The organism is Microterricola viridarii (assembly GCF_900104895.1).
Classification (GTDB): domain Bacteria; phylum Actinomycetota; class Actinomycetes; order Actinomycetales; family Microbacteriaceae; genus Microterricola; species Microterricola viridarii.
The window spans coordinates 1,116,047-1,134,889 of record NZ_LT629742.1; the positions used below are offsets into that span (position 1 = coordinate 1,116,047).

At 71.2% G+C, this 18,843-nt stretch carries 12 protein-coding genes; 10 read left to right on the forward strand and 2 right to left on the reverse strand.

The features are described 5' to 3' along the window. Positions 1-63: 63 nt before the first annotated feature. Positions 64-870, forward strand: coding sequence for a helix-turn-helix domain-containing protein (locus BLT62_RS05125; RefSeq protein WP_172829639.1), 807 nt, complete (start codon positions 64-66; stop codon positions 868-870). A gap of 96 nt (positions 871-966) precedes the next feature. Beyond that, a complete protein-coding gene (locus BLT62_RS05130; RefSeq protein WP_083363091.1) occupies positions 967-1,716 on the forward strand; it encodes an SDR family NAD(P)-dependent oxidoreductase in 750 nt (249 codons plus the stop codon). A gap of 6 nt (positions 1,717-1,722) precedes the next feature. Here the strand turns inward: BLT62_RS05130 and BLT62_RS05135 are convergent, their stop codons facing one another. Next, entirely contained in the window at positions 1,723-2,874 is a 1,152-nt protein-coding gene (locus BLT62_RS05135; RefSeq protein WP_083363092.1) for a MalY/PatB family protein, read from the reverse strand. A gap of 155 nt (positions 2,875-3,029) precedes the next feature. Here BLT62_RS05135 and BLT62_RS05140 point away from each other — a divergent pair, with 155 nt between their 5' ends. The 5 genes from BLT62_RS05140 (at position 3,030) to BLT62_RS05160 (ending at position 14,278) form a co-directional block, all read left to right on the forward strand. Next, on the forward strand, positions 3,030-4,724 hold the full coding sequence (locus BLT62_RS05140) for an ABC-F family ATP-binding cassette domain-containing protein (RefSeq protein ID WP_083363093.1): 1,695 nt from the start codon (positions 3,030-3,032) through the stop codon (positions 4,722-4,724). A 54-nt stretch (positions 4,725-4,778) separates the two neighbouring features. Continuing rightward, positions 4,779-5,897, forward strand: a complete 1,119-nt coding sequence (locus tag BLT62_RS05145) for a GuaB3 family IMP dehydrogenase-related protein (protein ID WP_083365315.1) — start codon at positions 4,779-4,781, stop codon at positions 5,895-5,897. Positions 5,898-6,002: 105 nt separating this feature from the next. Then, positions 6,003-7,739 (forward strand): glycerol-3-phosphate dehydrogenase/oxidase, encoded by a 1,737-nt coding sequence (locus BLT62_RS05150; protein ID WP_083365316.1) that lies wholly within the window; start codon positions 6,003-6,005, stop codon positions 7,737-7,739. A 137-nt stretch (positions 7,740-7,876) separates the two neighbouring features. Further along, positions 7,877-10,690, forward strand: a complete 2,814-nt coding sequence (locus BLT62_RS05155; protein WP_172829640.1) for a helix-turn-helix transcriptional regulator — start codon at positions 7,877-7,879, stop codon at positions 10,688-10,690. Between the two features lie 1,182 nt (positions 10,691-11,872). Continuing rightward, complete coding sequence (locus BLT62_RS05160) at positions 11,873-14,278, forward strand: Ig-like domain-containing protein (protein WP_172829641.1); 2,406 nt, start codon at positions 11,873-11,875, stop codon at positions 14,276-14,278. Between the two features lie 227 nt (positions 14,279-14,505). On the opposite strand, the gene BLT62_RS05165 is transcribed toward BLT62_RS05160, so the two are convergent. Next, positions 14,506-15,483: a hypothetical protein gene (locus tag BLT62_RS05165; RefSeq protein ID WP_083363096.1), complete on the reverse strand. Its 978-nt coding sequence runs from the start codon at positions 15,481-15,483 to the stop codon at positions 14,506-14,508. A 358-nt stretch (positions 15,484-15,841) separates the two neighbouring features. Between BLT62_RS05165 and BLT62_RS05170 the strand changes: the two genes are divergently transcribed. Genes BLT62_RS05170 through guaA form a run of 3 tightly spaced genes read left to right on the forward strand, consistent with a single transcriptional unit; the run spans position 15,842 to position 18,708 of the window. Then, a complete protein-coding gene (locus tag BLT62_RS05170; protein ID WP_083365317.1) occupies positions 15,842-16,636 on the forward strand; it encodes an SURF1 family cytochrome oxidase biogenesis protein in 795 nt (264 codons plus the stop codon). Positions 16,637-16,645: 9 nt separating this feature from the next. Next, on the forward strand, positions 16,646-17,110 hold the full coding sequence (locus tag BLT62_RS05175; RefSeq protein WP_083363097.1) for a DUF3817 domain-containing protein: 465 nt from the start codon (positions 16,646-16,648) through the stop codon (positions 17,108-17,110). Continuing rightward, positions 17,107-18,708, forward strand: a complete 1,602-nt coding sequence (gene guaA, locus BLT62_RS05180) for a glutamine-hydrolyzing GMP synthase (RefSeq protein WP_083363098.1) — start codon at positions 17,107-17,109, stop codon at positions 18,706-18,708. Before BLT62_RS05175 ends, guaA begins: the two co-directional genes overlap by 4 nt. Positions 18,709-18,843: the final 135 nt, after the last annotated feature.

Below are 18,843 nucleotides of genomic sequence, written 5' to 3' on the forward strand. Positions count from 1 at the left end.
GGCCGTAATCTTCCTAGGAGTGCCGCACCCCGTCAGCCGCACCAGAATCCGAGGAGGTGGAGCGTGCCGAATGAGCTTGGCGGGTTTCTACGCGCGCGGCGAGCGGACACTGGCCTCGAGCCTCTGACGCACAGCAGCGCGAACCGTCGACGGGTGGCGGGACTGCGCCGTGAAGAAGTTGCGGCTGCCTCCGGGATCAGCGTCGACTACTACACCCGCCTCGAGCAAGGTCGCGAGGCCCATCCCAGCGACGCGGTGCTGGACGCCATCGCCCGCGTGCTCCGCCTCAGCGTCGATGCCACGGAACATCTCTACCGCCTCCGCTCGTCGGCCCCGTCGGCCCCGTCGTCTCGAGGCGCTCGCGGCGACGATCTCGAACTCGCCCAACGCCTGGCAGCGCTGGTTGAAGCCGTCCGACCGAACCCCGCGTACGCGCTCGACCGGCTCAGCAACATGGTCGCGGCGAACAGCGAAGGGCTGGCGCTCTACGACGGCTTCGCACTTCTCCCTCCCGGGGAGAGGAACACGTGTCGCTACCTCATGACAGACAACCGGGCGCGAGAGATCTTCGTCGAATGGGAGGAGATCGCCCGCGGTGCCGTAGCCCACCTCCGCGCCGCAAACGCCGAGAACCTTCTCGACGCCGACCTGCAGACGCTTGTTTCCGAGTTGCGCGAGCGCAGCACCCTGTTCAACAGGTGGTGGGACGAGCACCTCGTCGAGCGCCGGCGCGCCTCGATCAAACACCTGCGCGCGCAGGATGGAGGAATCACCGCTCACCGCTACGAGGTGTTGCACCTTCCCGATGAAAAGGTTCGCGTCACCATCTGGCTCCCAGAAACCTCACGGATCGCCGAACCCGGAGAATGAGGAATCGACGCCCGTCCGTCCTCCTCGCGGAGGGTGGCCCGGCGGTGTTGAACCAGCGCTGTTCAGCAGGCAGAGTTCAACCGGCACACTAGAGACATGAGTCGTTCAGCCATTGTCGTGACAGGAGGAACCCGCGGAATCGGTGCGGCGATCGCACGGGAGTTGGCGGCCTCCGGGCACGGCCTCGTTCTCGGCTATCGCAGCAATGCGGATGCCGCGACGGCGCTGCAGGCGGAGCTGCGCGCCGGCGGCGCCGGGTGCGAGATCGTGCAGGCCGATGTGACCAGGGAGGCCGACATCGAGCGGCTGTTCGCCGTGGCGGTGGAGCGCTTCGGCCGGGTCGGCGGCCTCGTCAACAACGCCGGGGCCACGATGCACATCGGGCCGCTGGCCGACACCGCGGCCGAGACGGTGCGGGCGGTGATCGACGTCAACCTCACGGCGGCCGTGCTCTGCGCGCGCGAGGCGGTGCGGGTGATGTCGACCCGCTTCGGCGGGGATGGCGGCGTGATCGTCAACATCTCCTCCGGGGCGGCGACGCTCGGCTCTCCGGGCGAGTACGTGCACTACGCCGCGGCGAAGGCCGGCCTCGACGCGCTGACGCTCGGCCTGGCCAAGGAAGTCGGCCCGGAGGGCATCCGCGTCGTCGGCGTCGCGCCGGGCACGATCCGCACCGACATCCACGCGGATGCCGGCGATGCGGGGCGCCCGGATCGCGTCGCCTCCCGGGTGCCGCTCGGTCGTGCCGGCGAGGTCGAGGACGTCGCACCGCTGGTCGCCTGGCTGTTCGGGCCGGGGGCCGGCTTCATCACGGGCACGACGATCCGGGTGGCCGGCGGCGCCTAGCCGCGCCTAACGCGCCGCTGCGATGCGCGCAACGGCCTCCCTCAGCACCTCAGGCGAGCACGCGAAGTTCAGTCGGGCGTGCCCGCGCCCCACCTCGGCGCCGAAGCTGATGCCGGGGGTGAGCGCGACCTTGGCCACCTCGAGTGCGCGGCCGGCCGGGTCGTCGCCCCAGCCGAGGCTGGAGAGGTCGAGCCAGGCCAGGAAGGTGGCATCCGGGAGGCGGTAGCGGGTGCCGGGCAGCTGCTCCTCGAGCAGGCTCCGCAGCAGCCGGCGGTTCTCATCGAGGGTGCCGCGCACGCCGTCCAGCCACGCGTCGCCGTCGCGGAACGCCGCGATGGAGGCGATCTGCCCGAAGATGCTGGTGCGCCACTCCACCTCGTAGGGCATGGCCGCGCGCAGGGCGTCGCCGCGGGCGCTCGCCGTGACGATGAGCGCGCACTTCAGCCCGGCCAGGTTGAATGCCTTGCTGGCGCTGGTGATCGCGACGCCGTGCTCGCGAGCGGCATCCGACACGCTGAGGAACGGCACGTACTGCGCCTCGCCCAGCGTGAGGGCGCCGTGGATCTCGTCGCTGACGATCGTCGCGTTGTGCCGCGCGGCGATCTCCGCGAGCTCCCGCAGCGTCTCGGCCGAGTGGCAGAGCCCGACCGGATTGTGCGGGTTGCAGAGCACCATGGCGCGGGCGCCGTCGGCGAAGGCCTGCTCGATGGCGGGCAGGTCGAGCGCCCAGCCGTCCTCGATGCCGCCGGCCAGCGGCACTTCGACGATGCGGGCACCGGCCTCCGGCGCCAGGTCGAAGAACGGCGGGTAGATCGGGGGAGTGATGATGACCCCGTCACCGGGCTTCACCGCCTGGCGGAGCGCCTCGACGATGCCCATCGACACGTCGGCGGTGCTGCTGACGCGGGCGGGGTCGACGGCCCAGCCCAGGCGTCGGGCGGCGAAGCCGGCGAAGGCCTCGGCCTGCGGCAGGCTGCTGGCGGCATAGCCGGTGTCCGAGCGGCGCACCGCGTCGTGCAGGGCGGCCGCGATCGGCTCGGCCAGCGGGAAGTCCATCTCGGCGACGGGCAGCGGCAGCACGTCGGCGGGGAAGTGCGCCCACTTCGCGCTGGTGCGGGTGCGCAGGCGGTCCAGGGATTCGGCGGCGACATTCGACATGCCCTCAGCATGGCCCGCGGATGCCGCGGGCGCCAGAGGCCGGCGCCGGCACGCGCTGCGCGGGACGCGGCTGGCGCGCGGCGGGCGCAACCCATATGCTGGTCGGCTGCCCTCCCGGTGGCGCCGCGCACACGGCCACCGAACTGGAGTCACCCATGGGCTACATCGACGTCAACGGCGTCTCATTCTCGCTGCCGGACGGCCGCCCGCTGCTGGCCGACCTCGCGTTCCGCGTGGGCGAGGGCACCACGACCGCGCTGATCGGCGCGAACGGGGCGGGCAAGTCCACGCTGCTGCGCATCATCCGCGGCGAGCTGCGTCCCGACGAGGGCAGCATCGCCATCGACGGCGGGCTCGGCGTGATGGACCAGTTCATCGGCCACGGGGCGCTGTCGACGGGCAGCGCCGTGGCGAGCCTGCTCATCGCCGTCGCCCCCGCCCGGGTGCGCCAGGCCGCGCTGGAGCTGGAGGCATCCGAGCTCGCCATCATGGAGCAGGACGACACCGCCAGTCAGATGCGCTACGCCACCGCGCTCGCCGAGTACGCCGACGCCGGCGGCTACGAGCAGGAGACGGTCTGGGACCACTGCACGATGGCCGCCCTCGGCGTACCGTTCGAGCGAGCCCGCTGGCGGGAGCTCGACACCCTCTCCGGCGGGGAGCAGAAGCGCCTCGCCCTGGAGGCGCTGCTGCGCGGGCCGGAACAGGTGCTGCTGCTCGACGAGCCGGACAACTACCTCGACGTGCCGGGCAAGCGCTGGCTGGAGCAGCAGCTGCGCGAGACGCCGAAGACGGTGCTGCTGGTCTCCCACGACCGGGAGCTGCTGGCGCGCGCCGCCGACCGCATCGTCACGATCGAGCTGGGAGCCGCCGGCAACACGGCCTGGGTGCACGGCGGCAGCTTCGAGGGCTACCACGCGGCCAGGGACGCCCGCTTTGAGCGCCTCGACGAGCTGCGCCGGCGCTGGGACGAGCAGCGCCAGGCGCTGAAGACGCTCGTGCAGACGCTGAAGGTCAAGGCGAAGTACAACGACGGCCTGGCCTCCCGCTACCAGGCGGCGCAGACCAGGCTCCGCCGCTTCGAGGATGCCGGCCCGCCGGAGGAGAGGCCGCCCGCCCAGGCCGTGACCATGCGTCTGCGCGGGGCGCGGACCGGCAAGCGCGCCATCGTCGGCGAGCAGCTGGAGCTGAGCGGCCTGATGAAGCCGTTCGACCTCGAGGTCTGGTACGGCGACCGGGTCGCCGTGCTCGGCTCGAACGGCTCGGGCAAGTCGCACTTCCTGCGCCTGCTCGCCCTCGGCGGCACCGAGCCGGATGCGACGCTCGGCCACGTGACGGCCATCGGACAGACGCTGGCGCCGGTGCCGCACGGGGGCCGGGCCGTGCTCGGCGCCCGCGTCGTCCCCGGCTGGTTCGCCCAGGTGCACGAGCACCCCGAGCTCACCGGCCGCACGCTGCTCGACATCCTGTACAGGGGCGACAGCCACCGGAACGGCATGCCGCGCGAGGCCGCCAGCGGCGCGCTCGACCGCTACGGGCTGGTGGCTGCGGCGGAGCAGACCTTCGAGTCGCTCTCCGGCGGGCAGCAGGCGCGCCTGCAGATCCTGCTGCTCGAGCTCTCCGGGGCGACGCTGCTGCTGCTCGACGAGCCGACTGACAACCTGGACGTGGTGTCGGCCGAGGCGCTGGAGGATGCGCTCACCCGCTTCGACGGCACCGTGCTGGCGGTCACCCATGACCGCTGGTTCGCCCGCGGCTTCGACCGCTACCTGGTGTTCGGCGCGGATGGGGCCGTGTACGAGTCCGAGCAGCCGGTGTGGACGGAGACCCGGGTGGTGCGGGAGCGCTGATCCGGGCGAGCTCGATCACCGGGCGGCAGGGTTGGGTAGGCTAGGGGGGTGAGCATGGAGATTGAAATCGGCCGGTCCAAGCGGGCACGTCGTGTCTACGCATTCGACGACATCGCGATTGTGCCCTCGCGGCGCACCCGCGACCCAGAGGACGTGTCGGTGAGCTGGGCGATTGACGCCTACCAGTTCGACATCCCGTTCCTCGCCGCACCGATGGACTCAGTGGTCTCGCCGCAGACCGCCATCATGATGGGCCAGCTCGGCGGCCTCGGCGTGCTCGACCTCGAGGGCCTCTGGACCCGCTACGAGAACCCCGAGCCCCTGCTGGCCGAGATTCGCGGCCTGAGCGACGCCAAGGCGACCGCCCGGATGCAGGAGATCTACTCCGCGCCGATCAAGCCGGAGCTCATCACCGCCCGCATCGCCGAGGTGCGCGCCGCCGGAGTCCCCGTCGCCGCCGCCCTCTCGCCGCAGCGCACGCAGGAGTTCTACAGCACCGTCGTCGCCGCCGGCGTCGACCTGTTCGTCATCCGCGGCACCACCGTCTCGGCCGAGCACGTCTCCAAGAACCAGGAGCCGCTCAACCTCAAGAAGTTCATCTACGAGCTCGACGTTCCCGTGATCGTCGGCGGCGCGGCCACCTACACGGCGGCCCTGCACCTCATGCGCACCGGCGCGGCCGGCGTGCTCGTCGGCTTCGGCGGCGGCGCGGCCTCGACCACGCGCGCCTCGCTCGGCATCCATGCTCCGATGGCCACCGCTGTCGCTGACGTCGCCGGCGCTCGCCGCGACTACATGGACGAGTCCGGCGGACGCTACGTGCACGTGATCGCCGACGGCGGCCTCGGCACCTCCGGCGACATCGTCAAGGCGATCGCCTGCGGCGCGGATGCCGTCATGCTCGGCACCGCGCTGGCCCGCGCCACCGACGCCCCCGGCGGCGGCTACCACTGGGGTGCAGAGGCGCACCACGCCAAGCTGCCCCGCGGCAACCGCGTGCACGTCGGCACCGTCGCCCCGCTCGAGGAGATCCTCTACGGCCCAGCCCCCGTGGCCGAGGGCACCGCGAACCTCGTCGGCGCGCTGCGCCGCTCGATGGCAACCACCGGATACTCCGACCTCAAGGAGTTCCAGCGGGTCGAGGTTGTTGTGGCCCCGTACCAGGGCAACTAGCCTCGAAAGACAGCTTCACCGGCACGACCAGTTCCACCAGCACCACAGGCAGCACCAGCTCCACCGGCAGCAATCCGTCAGTACCACGTACCTCGGGAGGCAATGATGGCCCAGCGCAACAGCGTGACGCGTTCCAGCAAGCTCGGACCGGAGGAGAGGGCGGCCGCCCTTGCCCGGCTCAAGGAGAAAGAGCTGGACATCCTCGTGGTGGGTGGTGGAATTGTCGGAGCCGGCTCGGCGCTGGACGCGGTCACCCGCGGCCTGAGCGTCGGGATCCTCGAGGAGCGCGACTGGGCGTCAGGAACGTCCAGCCGCTCCTCGAAGCTCGTACACGGCGGCATCCGCTACCTGGAACAGCTCGACTTCCGGCTGGTGCGTGAGGCGCTGATCGAGCGTGGGCTGCTGCTGCAGCGCATCGCCCCGCACCTGGTCAAGCCGGTGCGCTTCCTCTACCCGCTGAAGACGCGGGTGCTTGAGCGTGCCTACGTCGGCGCCGGGATGCTGCTCTACGACATCTTCAGCTACACCGGAGGCCGCCCGCCCGGGGTGCCGCACCACCGCCACCTGAGCAAGCGCCAGGTGCAGAGCCTGATCCCGTCGCTCTCCAACGACGCGCTGATCGGCGGCATCACCTACTACGACGCTCAGGTCGATGACGCGCGCTACGTGTCGTCGCTGGTGCGCACGGCCTCGTTCTACGGGGCGCACGCCGCCTCCCGGGTGCGGGTCGAGGGCTTCATCAAGGTCGGCCAGCGGGTCGTCGGCGTTCAGGCGCACGACCTGCAGACCGGCGAGAAGTTCGAGGTGCGGGCCAAGCAGGTCGTGAACGCGACCGGCGTCTGGACCGACGACACCCAGCGCATGGTGGGGGAGCGCGGCACCTTCAAGGTGCGGGCGTCCAAGGGCATCCACCTCGTCGTGCCGCGCGACCGCTTCCAGTCGGCGATGGGGCTGCTGCTGCGCACCGAGAAGAGCGTGCTGTTCGTGATCCCGTGGGGCCGGCACTGGCTGATCGGCACCACCGACACCGACTGGAACCTCGACAAGGCGCACCCGGCCGCGACCGCTGCCGACATCGACTACCTGCTCGAGCACGTGAACAGCGTGCTGTCGATCCAGCTCACCCGGGAGGACGTCGAGGGCGTGTACGCCGGGCTCCGCCCGCTGCTGGCCGGAGAGAGCGAGCAGACCTCCAAGCTCTCCCGCGAGCACCTCGTCGCGCACACCGTGCCTGGGCTCGTCGTGATTGCGGGCGGCAAGTGGACCACCTACCGGGTGATGGCCAAGGACGCCATCGACGCGGCGGTCGACGCACTGGACGGCCGGATCCCGCAGTCAACGACGCAGGACATCCCGCTGCTCGGGGCCGAGGGCTACCAGGCGGCGTGGAACAAGCGCGGCCGCATCGCCCAGGCCTTCGGCGTGCACCGGGTGCGCATCGAGCACCTGCTCAACCGCTACGGCACCCTGACCGATGAACTGCTCGACCTCATCAAGTCGGATGCCACGCTCGGCGAGCCCCTGCCAGGGGCCGACGACTATCTGGCCGCCGAGATCGTCTACGCGACCTCGCACGAGGGGGCGCTGCACCTGGAAGACGTGCTGGCCCGCCGCACCCGCATCTCGATCGAGGCGTGGGACCGTGGCGTCTCGGCCGCTCCGGTCGCCGCCAAGCTGATGGCCGGTGTGCTCGGCTGGGATGAGGACACCGAGGCGCTCGAAGTGGCGAACTACCTCAAGCGGGTCGCCGCCGAACGTGCGTCGCAGGAACAGCCGGACGACGCATCCGCCGACCGCGTGCGGCTGGAAGCCCCGGACATCATGGCGGTCGAGGGCAAGTAGCGTTCGCAGAGCGGTCCACCCCGGTGCTGCGCGCCGGGGTGGACCGCTCTGTCTAGTCTCGCCCGGCCGGTGCGGTAGAGTCCCGAATACCGGAGGGTAAGAACGGTGCGTTCCTCGGAACGACGGGGAAGGCAATGATGCGAGAAAGCGCGGTTGAGAATGTCGAGCGCGCGGCGGAACGGCAGGCCGCGCAGCGCATGATCGAGGCCCAGCAGAGCGGAACCCTGCTGGTCACCGGCCTGTCCGGCATGGGCAAATCGCAGCTCCTGCGCGCGATCCTGCCCGTCAAATCCGGGTGGAAGGCGCTGTACTTCAAGGCGGACGCCTACGAGGCCAAGGTGCCGTTCGCGGCGGCCGAGCGGCTGTTGCGCCAGCTCCAGCCGCGGGGGCCCATCGAGCCGGTCTCGGATGCCGAGGCCAACCCGCGGCAGATGGGCGCGCTGATCTTGGCCGCCCTCGACCGCGTGCGCACCCCCGTGTTCCTGGCCATCGATGACGCCCAGTGGCTCGACCCGCAGTCGGCGATCGCCCTGCGCTTCGCCGTGCAGCGGCTCATCGACGGCAGATTCTTCGCAGCCGTCGCCAGCCGCCCGATGACCGAGCCCAACGCACTCGTCGACCTCCTCGCCGGGCTCGTCGGCCGCTCGGAGCAACACTCCGAACTGCGCCTCGAACCACTCAGCACCGAACAGGTGCGCGCCGTCGCCGCCCGGCTCGTGCACCGCGGCGTCTCCCAACGCAGTGCCAGGGCGCTCCGCGAGGCGACGGGCGGTTCCCCCGCCCTGCTGAACACGGCGCTGGCCCTCAGCCGCGACACGGCGGCCGTGGACGCCGAGGCCGACATTTGGGAAGCCCCCATCCCCGTCATCGACGCCGCCCGCAACCCGTTCGCGCGGGTCGCCGCGGCCGCCCCGCCGGAGGCCAGCGCCTTCGGCAAGATCTGCGCCGTGCTGCGCGACCCCGTCGAGGAGCGCGTCGTCGCCGACATCGCGCAGGCGCTGAGCCTGCCCGCCGACGCGGATGCAGCCGATGCGGCGGGCCTCGTGGTGCGCTCGCGCTGGCGCGACGAGACGTGGGTGCAGCCCCGGCACGAACTGCTCGCCCATGCGGTGACGAAGCGCATGAGCGCGAGCGAGACGCTGGCCGTCCACCGGGCCGCCGGCGAGGCTCTGGACGGCCGGCGCGGCCTGCGGCACAGCCTGGCCGCTGCATCCGCAGTCGATGACGCGCTGCTCGGCCGCGTGCTCGACATCGCGCGCTCGGCAGCCAGCCCCGCACAGGCCGACGAGGCGATCGGCTACCTGCGCAGCATCCTGCTCCTCTGCGAGCCCGGCGACCAGCACGACGACATCCTGATCGAGATCGCCCTGCTGGCGATGCGCTTCCGACGGCACCAGCTCGTGCTCGACCTGCTGCCGCTCACCGAGGCGCTGCCGGCCGGGGCGCTGGCGACGGCGATCTCGGTCGAGATGCTGGCCGTGTTGGGGCGCATTCCCGAGGCCCTGGCCGTCGCGGAACAGGTGGTCGGCGAGGCCGCTGCGCCTGCCGGCGTGGTGACGGACAGCGCGGCGGACCGCATCCTCGCCGCGCACATCGCGGGCATTCAGGCGCAGTTCCAGCTCATGACCGGGGACACCGGCCCGATCGCGGCCCAGGTTGTGCGGGCCCGCGCACTCGTCGACGCCGTGCGACCCGGCGATGCGGCCGCCGCCGACCAGCGCCTGCGCTGGATGCACACCGCCGACGGGCAGCACATGCGCCTGCTCGGCTGGGCCATCACGGCCGCGGCGCGCTCCGGCGACATGGCTGCGTTCGGTGCGGCATTCGGCGAGCTCAGCATGCTGATCGCGCGGGCGGACGCCTCCCCAGAGCTCGTCGACGCGCTCGTCACACGGGCCGGCGTGCAGATGCAGTCCGGCGACGTCGGGGCCGTGCACGCGGGCATGCTGATGGCCTCTGCCACGCTCGTTCGCTCCCCGCACGCCTGGACCGCCGGGCATGTGCGCGTCATCCTCAGCCATGTGCAGTACCTGCTCGGCGATTGGGACGGCGCCGAGGCCGGCGCCGAGGCGGCGCTCAGCCTCGCAATGGACGAGACGGCGTTCACCGTGCGCCCCGTCACCCACTTCACGGCGGCCCTGGTGTCGGCCTCCCGCGGCGACGCGAGCGAGGTGGCGGCCCTGCTTGAGGCGGGGGAGCGCGCCACGATCAGCCGGCACGAGAGCTACGAGTCGTCGATGGCGGCCGTCGCGGCCGCCGAGCTGGCCCGGGCGATGGGCAATCCGGCTGAGCAGCTGCGCGCCTGCTCCGACCCAGCCTTGCGAGCCATGGTGTCGACGACGCACGGGTGGAAGACTTACCAGGTCGAGGCCCTCGCCGCCTTGGGGCGGGTGGCCGAGGCGCGGGCAGCGCTCGCCGACATCCGCGAGACCGCACGCTGGCAGCCGCACTACGGTTCGGCGCTCTGGCTCGAGGCGCGAATTGAGGATGCAGCAGACCGGCGCAAGAGCGCGAAGGCGCTCTACGAGCGTGCCGTGGCCGAACCGGATGCCGCGCTCTTCCCCTTCCCCCTCGCCCGAGCGCGCGCCGACTACGGCCGCTTCCTGCTGCGGGTGGGGGACGCGCCGGGGGCGATCGCGCAGCTGACCACGGCGGCCGAGGTCTTCACCCGGTTGGGCGCCACACCAGATCTCGAGCGCACGCTGGCCCTCTTGGAGCGGGCGGGCGGCAACGGCGCAGCGGTGTCGGCAGACCCGTTCGGCGCACTCACCGTCCGCGAGCGCCAGATCGCGCAGCATGCCGCGCGCGGGCACACCAACCGCGAGATCGCGGAGACCCTGTTCCTGTCGGTCACGACCGTGAACTTCCACATGCGCAACGTCCTGCCGAAGCTCGGACTGAGCTCGCGCAGGGGGCTGCGCGCGCTCGCCCCCCAGGGCCAGCCCACCTGAGCAATGCTCGATTGGCTGTAATCCCCGTCAAGAACTGACGGTTTCCCCCGTTGTCACTGACGGTTCCCTCCTCTCGCTCCTAGCGTGGAGAACCTGCACGCCGTTCCGCCATACTCGGACCGGTGTGCGCAGTCGCGGGCCCCTTCTTACCCAAGGGGCCCAGCGCGGCCGCTTACCCCGGCCGACGCGACGCGCTCCTTAGCCGGGCGTTGCGGCTGATTGTGCCCATCTCCCGAATGGAACCAGAATCACATGGCAATTCGTGCTGCGCTCGTGCGCGCTCAGAAACCGATTTCCCACAGTGCCGGACCCGCGCGTTCGCGCCTCCGAGCACCTGCCGCCTTCGTCGCGCTGAGCCTTGCACTGACCGGGCTCTCGACGACCGGTGCACTGCTCCAGGCGGAGCCCGCGGTCGCGGCGGCGCCGGAGGTCACCAAGGAGTTCAGGAACGCCGCTGGTGAGAACTGGACGGTCCCGGCCGGCGTCACGAGTGTGACGGCGACCGTCACCGGTGCAGCGGGCGGCGCGGGTGGCGGTACCGAGGGCGCTGCGGGAGGAGCAGGTGGCCAGGCCACCGGAACCTTCACGGTCAGCCCCGGCGAAACCCTGCGGATCTGGGGGGCGACGGCCGGTGGCACCGGCGGCATCAGGGCTGCGGGCGGCTCAGCAGGCACCGGATACAGCGCGGGCGGAGCCGGTGGGGCGGGCAAGGACGTGCCGCTCAGTGCTGACGACAAGTGGGCTGGCGGCGGCGGCGGCGGATCGAGCGCAATCGCGCGGCCCGGAAACGCGCCGCTGCTGGTCGGCGCCGGAGGCGGCGGTGGCGGCGGCGCAAGTGCCGGCCTGGTGCGATGCACACCGGGCGCGGGCGGCGCCGCCGCTGCGGCCGGCGCTAGCGCCACCCGTAACTCACAAATTTCGACATGTGGTAGGGGGGCTGGCGGCGCGGCCGGGGACGCTGGTGGCGCTGCCGGCGCGGCCGGCGCGACCGGGCACCACGCATCTAACCGCGACTCCAGTGGTGCTGGCGGTGGCGGTGGCGGTCTGCTCGGCGGCGCAGGGGGCACGACCGTTTTCGGCGCGAACGGTGCCGGCGGCGGCGGTGGCGGTGGCACCAACCACATTGCGGACGGGGTGACGGCTCCGGCGCCGGCGTTGGCCTCGCTAGGCGCAGGCACCGTAGTGCTGCGATTCACGCCGAGCTACATGACCAGCACCGCGCTGTCGGCCAGCCCAGCCTCGACCGTGGTCGGCGCGCCGATCGACTTCACCGCGACGGTGACCGGGCAGGGCGGTGTGGACGCCCCGCTCGCCGGCACCGTTGCGCTCTTCGGCGCAGGTAGCGTGCCGATCGGCGATGCGGTCGCGCTGTCGGGAACGACCGCGAGCTTCCCTGCTGTGGTCCTGCCGATCGGCACGCACACGATTACCGCGCGATTCAGCCCGTCCGCAGACAGCGCCTATCGCGAGTCCAGCAGCATCGACTACGAGGTCACCGTCGCCCAAGGCTCGACCACAACTGAATTGGACGTTTCGCCGGCGCCGGCAGAGTTCGGCGAATCGGTCACGGCCACCATCACGGTCAGCCCGGTTGCTCCCGCCGATGCCCTGCTCGACGGCACCGTCGAGCTGCGGACCGCCGACGACACACTGATCGAGAGCGTCGCCGTCGATTCTTCGGGCATTGCCACGATCGTCTTCATGCCGAGCGACTTCACCGCGAGCGACTTCACGTCGACCGGCCTGGAAACGCTGAAGCTCACCGCCTTCTACAGCGGCAACGGCTCCTTCACGCACTCGGAGTCGGTGGAGAGCGACCTGGGTGTCGTCAAGTCCCAGAGCCTGCTCGCTCTCAGCCAGTCCATCGAGACCTCGGTGTGGGGCGAGAACGTCACCCTGACCGCCGAGATCAGCGCGGCCCGCGACGCGGCCGTTGCGAACCGAATGGCTGCCGTCGGCACCGAGCCGACCGGAACGGTCACCTTCTACGCGGGCGGAGTCGTGTTGGACGAAGCCGCTGTGGTCGGTGGCTTGGCCGAGATCGACATTGACGACCTCGAGGTCGGACTGCACGAGCTGAGCGCCAGCTACTCCGGCGACACCTACTTCACTGCATCCGCGTTCCCTGTCGGCGACGAGGGTGATGGCCTCCGGCACGAGGTCGAGCTCGCCGAGACCGACACCACGCTCGCCGCGATCGGCGCGCCGCTGGTGGGCCAGGCGATCACGCTGAGCGCGGACGTCTCTGTCCGCCCGAACGGCGCCGGAACCCCCACGGGCTCCGTCGTGTTCACGGTCGACGGGATTCCGCTCACCGCCACCGCCTTCGCCAACGGCACGGCGACCCTGGAGCACGCCTTCTGGACGGTCGGCACCCACACGGTGTCCGTCGCCTTCACCGACGGCGTGCACTACGACGGGTCAGAGGACGGTCCGATCGAGTTCCGTGTCGAGCAGGCAGCGACAGATCTGGCCCTCGCCAGCGACGTGAGCCCGGCCGTGTTCGGCCAGGCCGTCACCGTGAGCGCGACGCTCGGCGTCGTCGCCCCCGGTGCGGGCGTCCCCGACGGTGAGATCGAGTTCGAGCTCGACGGAGCTCCCTTCGCAACCGTTCCCGTCTCCGCCGGAGTCGCAACGCTCCCGCTCGGCGCACTCCCGGTCGGCAGCTACGAGCTGAGCGCCGCCTACACGGGTGGCGACAACTACGCCGGTTCTGGCGCGTCGCTCACGATCACGGTGGAGCACGCAGCCACCGCGATCTCGCTGACCGCCGACAGCGCGGAGTCGACCTTCGGCCAGCCGCTGACACTGCGCGCAGCCCTGTCGGTCGTGGCACCGGGGGCAGGCATCCCGACCGGATCGATCGCGTTCCGCGCCGACGGCGAGGAGATCGCCTTCGCGACGCTCAACGCCGATGGCTCCGTGGACGCCCTGACCCTGCCGGAGGCGCTGGCCGTCGGAGACCGCCAGATCACGGCGCACTACGCCGGGGACGCGTCCTTCGCGGCATCCGACGCCGAGGCACTCGCACACACGGTGCTGCTGGCTCCGGTCAGCATCGCGCTGGACGTGCCGGCCGAGAGCGTTTCCGAGCAGAGCACCAGCTTCACCGCGACGGTGCAGCCGGAGACCTCGACCGGGCACGTGCCGAGCGGCTTCGTGCAGTTCTCGGTCGACGGCAAGCCGTTCGGCGCCCCGGTTGCGGTCGGCGGTGCGGCACCCGCCGCAGGTACCGCACCCCGCACGGTGGCGGATGCCGTCAGCGCCAGTCTCTCGACCGCGGACCTCGCCGTCGGTGACCGGGTGATCACGGCCAGCTACCTCGGTGACGGCTCCTTCGCCGCCGCCGACGCGAGCACCGCGAGCCACACGGTCAAGCCCCAGGCGCCGATCGACCCGATCAAGCCGATTGACCCGCTGGAGCCGATCGTGCCGGCCGCCCCCGTGAAGCCTGCCGCGCCGGCCAGCAGCCTGGCGACGACGGGTGTGCAGGGCTTCGACACGGCGATGGCAGCCGCCCTGCTGCTGTTGGCCGGGCTCGGAATGCTTGGCACCGGAGTGGTGCGCCTGCGCCGCCGCTCCGCCTAGACCGGGGGAACAGAGACCGGGGGGAACACAGCAGGAGGGGCCCGCGCATCGCGCGGGCTCCTCCGTGTGGTCTCCCGCTCCCGCCCACCCCACCCCAAGACCCCGCGCGACGCCACTTCGGCACATCCTGCGCCAGCCCGAATGGCGCAGGCCATGCCGAAGTGGCGTCACCCGGCACCGCGCGGGGCGGCGGCACCGGTGCTCGTCCGGCGCAGTGGCAGCAGCGTCTACTGCGTGCGCCACGGCCGCCGGGTGACGGGCAGGCCGGCCTCACGCAGGATCGCCCGCAGAAGCGCGGACTCCCGCGCCTCCCGCCAATCCCACCGGCCGCAATTCCATCGCGTGGCCGCTCGGACGGCGTTCTCGCGCTTCTTCTCCTCCACCACGATGTGTGCCGCCGGGCGGGTGTCGCCGCCGCTCACGGCGTTGCCGAGATACTTGCCGTCGCCGTCCGCCTCTCCCCACACGCCGTACTCCGGCCAGGCGAAATCGAGCCACACGATGCGCCCCGCACGCGGCAACTGCACGGGCAGTTGGAGCACCGGCTCCGGGAAGCCGAGATCCTCCAGCTGCACGCGGCTGAGCGTCTCCAACGGGCTGTCCGCGAGGTGGCTGCAACGCTCGAGCACGACCCGCACCCGTCGGCTGCCGCTGAACGGCAGCCGACGCTCGAAAGCGGAGAGGAGCTCCGCCCTCGTGCACAGCGCAACCGCGGCGCCGAACCGCGGCGTGTGCAGCGCGGCATCCACCATGCACAGCGCGGCGGCGAAGGGGAGCGTGCGCGCGACGTCGACGAGGGTGTCGGGCAACGACGTCATGATCAGGCCGTTGTGCTCGACGATCTCCACAGCGTCGCGGCGCGAGAACTCCACCACCGCGTTGCGTCGTCGGCCCGATGCGGACTGCGCCAGGAGGAAGATATCGTTCGGGATTGCGTCCAGCACGGGAAGGCCCCAGAACACGGCAGCGGTGAACCCGGCGAAGATGGGCCGTCGACGTTGCGCCGCCGCGGCGAGAGCGTTCGCGCGATACCGCGCGACGGCGCTCATCTTCGCCAGCTCCTCCCGCGGCAGGTAGGCGCCGCGGCGCACCGGAATGAGCTGCCGTGAGTCGCGGGCCGTCACGAAGCGGCTGTGCATGCCGAGGGCCTCGGCGTCTCGGGCGAGCCGAAGGCCGCCGGCGGCGACGGGGAGATCAGCAGTCATGCGACCCAGTCTCAGTGTCCCCGGCCACGCTCACCCGTGTCGCGCCGGGGCTGTGCAGAACGCACCGTGCGCCCGCCACTGTGGAGGCTACGCGGCACGGCACCCCGGCCATCGTGCCACGCCACTTCGACACGTTCTGCGCCAGCTGAGCTGGCGCAGAACGCGCCGAAGTGGCGTGGGGCGCCCGCGCGCTGCCACGGGCCCCACTGGGCGTGCGGGCAACGGCCGCCAGCGGCATCCGCCCAGCAAAGGCGCGCTACGCTGGGGGTGTCGAGTTCGGCGCCGGTGGCGCCGCCGACTCCGCCGCCGATACACCGGCCACGACCCGCAGGACACGATTCACCACATGCTCTCGATCATGCTGCGCCCTCGCTGGGTTCTCGCTCTTCTCGGCGCGCTCGCCGTCGCCGCCGTCTTCGCCGTGCTCGGACAGTGGCAGATCGCGCGCGCGGTCGACGCCGGGCAGACCGCCGATCGCTCCACCGAGATCGTGCAGCCGCTCGCCGAGATCGCTGGCCCCGATGCCCCGATCAAGCAGAGCGCGACCGGCCAGATGGTCTCCGTCGACGGGCGCTACGTCGTCGGCGACGAGCAGATCATCAGCGGCCGCCTGAACGGCGGCACCGCCGGGTTCTGGGTCGTCAGCCACTTCCAGATCGATGCAGCGGGCGAGCCCGCGATCCCCGTCGCCCGCGGCTGGGCCGCCGACGCCGAGACCGCCGAGGCCGTCGCCGCCGAGCTCGCCGAGCAGGACGCCTCCGGGGAGAGCGTCACGCTGACCGGTCGCCTGCTGCCGACCGAGGGGCCGGAGTTCCCCACCGATGCCGCCAGCGCGCGCGTGATGCGCGCCCTTGCCGTTTCCGCGCTGATCAACCTCTGGGCCGACTTCGACAACCGCTCGGTGTACTCGGCCTACATCGTCTCGGCCGAGCCGCCGGCCGGGCTCGTCCAGATCGACTCCCCGGAGCCCAACCCCGAGGTCGAGCTGAACTGGCTGAACATCTTCTACGCCGTCGAATGGGCCGTGTTCGCGGGCTTCGCCGTGTTCCTCTGGTACCGCCTGGTGCGCGACCAGTGGGAGCGCGAACGCGAAGAAGCCGAGGACGATGCCGCCGCCGCATCCGCTGGCGAATCGCTCAGCAACCGCGCGTAGACTAGTCCCATGCCCCTCGAGCCGAAACCCGCTGTATTCCCGCGCATTCGGAAGGCCGTCACGTTCTACAAGATCACCTCGGTGATCACCGGTGTCATGCTGCTGCTGCTGTGCGCAGAGATGATCCTGAAGTACGCCTTCCACCTCGAACTGTACGGATTCGGCAACGCCGGCTTCCTGCACTTCGCCCCGATGATCGAGACCGCCACCGGCTGGGAGTCCACCGGCGACGGCGCGAACCTGTCCACGGGCATCCTCATCGCGCACGGCTGGTTCTACGTCGTCTACCTCTTCGCCTGCTTCCAGCTGTGGAGCCTGATGCGGTGGCTCTTCCCCAAGTTCTTGTTGCTCGCCCTCGGCGGCATCATCCCCCTGCTGTCCTTCTTCCTCGAGGTGCGCGTTGCACGCGAGGTGGAAACCTACCTGGCCACCCGTGAAGCGGCGGCCACCGACCCCGTGGAGGCACACGCGTGACCGACCCCGTCCCCCCTGCCGACGCGCACACCGCGCAGCGGCCCGTCCTGGTCGTCGACTTCGGCGCCCAGTACGCGCAGCTGATCGCACGACGCGTGCGCGAGGCATCCGTCTACTCGGAGATCGTCTCGCACGCGATCACCGCCGATGAGGTTGTGGCCAAGAACCCGATCGGCATCGTTCTCTCCGGTGGGCCGTCCTCGGTCTACGAAGAGGGCGCGCCGCAGTTCGACCCGGCCATCTTCGAGCTCGGCGTGCCCGTGCTCGGCATCTGCTACGGCTTCCAGGTCATGGCGACCGCCCTCGGCGGCGAGGTTGCACAGACCGGCAACCGCGAGTACGGTGCCACCCCGGTGACGGTCACGGATGCCACCGGCAACGTGCTCCTCGCCGAGCAGCCGACCGAGCAGACGGTCTGGATGAGCCACGGCGACTCCGTGTCGAAGGCGCCGGAGGGCTTCACCGTCCTCGCCTCGACAGAGTCGACCCCCGTCGCCGCATTCGCCAACGACGAGAAGCGCCTCTACGGCGTGCAGTGGCACCCCGAGGTCAAGCACTCCGAGCACGGCCAGCACGTGCTGGAGAGCTTCCTGCACCGGGCCGCCGGCATCGCCGCGGACTGGAACAGCGGCAACGTCATCGCCGAGCAGGTCGCCAAGATCCAGGCGCAGGTCGGCTCCGGCCGCGTCATCTGCGGCCTCTCCGGCGGAGTCGACTCCGCCGTGGCCGCCGCCATCGTGCATAAGGCCGTCGGCGACCAGCTCGTCTGCATCTTCGTCGACCACGGCCTGCTGCGCCAGGACGAGCGCCGCCAGGTCGAGGAGGACTACGTCGCCTCCACCGGTGTGCGCCTCGTCACGATCGACGCCCGCGAGCAGTTCCTGAACGCCCTGGCCGGAGTCAGCGACCCCGAGACCAAGCGCAAGATCATCGGCCGCGAGTTCATCCGCAGCTTCGAGCAGGCCGAGCGCGACCTCGTCGCCGAGGCCAGCGCCGACGGCGAGCCGATCCGTTTCCTCGTGCAGGGCACCCTGTACCCGGATGTCGTCGAGTCCGGCGGCGGAAGCGGCACCGCGAACATCAAGAGCCACCACAACGTGGGCGGTCTGCCGGAGGACCTGCAGTTTGAGCTCGTCGAGCCGCTGCGCACCCTCTTCAAGGACGAGGTGCGCGCCATCGGCCGCGAGCTCGGCCTGCCCGAGGTCATCGTGGGACGCCAGCCGTTCCCCGGCCCCGGCCTCGGCATCCGCATCGTCGGTGAGGTCACGGAAGAGCGCCTCGAGCTGCTGCGCAAGGCCGACGCCATCGCGCGCGCCGAGCTGACCGCCGCCGGCCTCGACAACGAGATCTGGCAGTGCCCGGTCGTGCTGCTCGCCGATGTGCGCTCCGTGGGCGTGCAGGGCGACGGCCGCACCTACGGTCACCCGATCGTGCTGCGCCCGGTGTCCTCCGAGGACGCGATGACCGCCGACTGGACCCGCCTGCCGTACGACGTGCTGGCGAAGATCTCGAACCGCATCACGAACGAGGTGGACGGCGTCAACCGCGTCGTGCTCGACGTCACGAGCAAGCCGCCGGGAACCATCGAATGGGAGTAGGCGTTTGAGCTGAGCGCGGGCATTTCGCTCCTCAGCTCAAACACTGGCACAGAATGCCGGACCCCGCTGAACCGCATCGTGCATGCGAGTTCGGTGTGAGGGGTCCGGCCTTCTGTGTCATAACGCGATACCCCG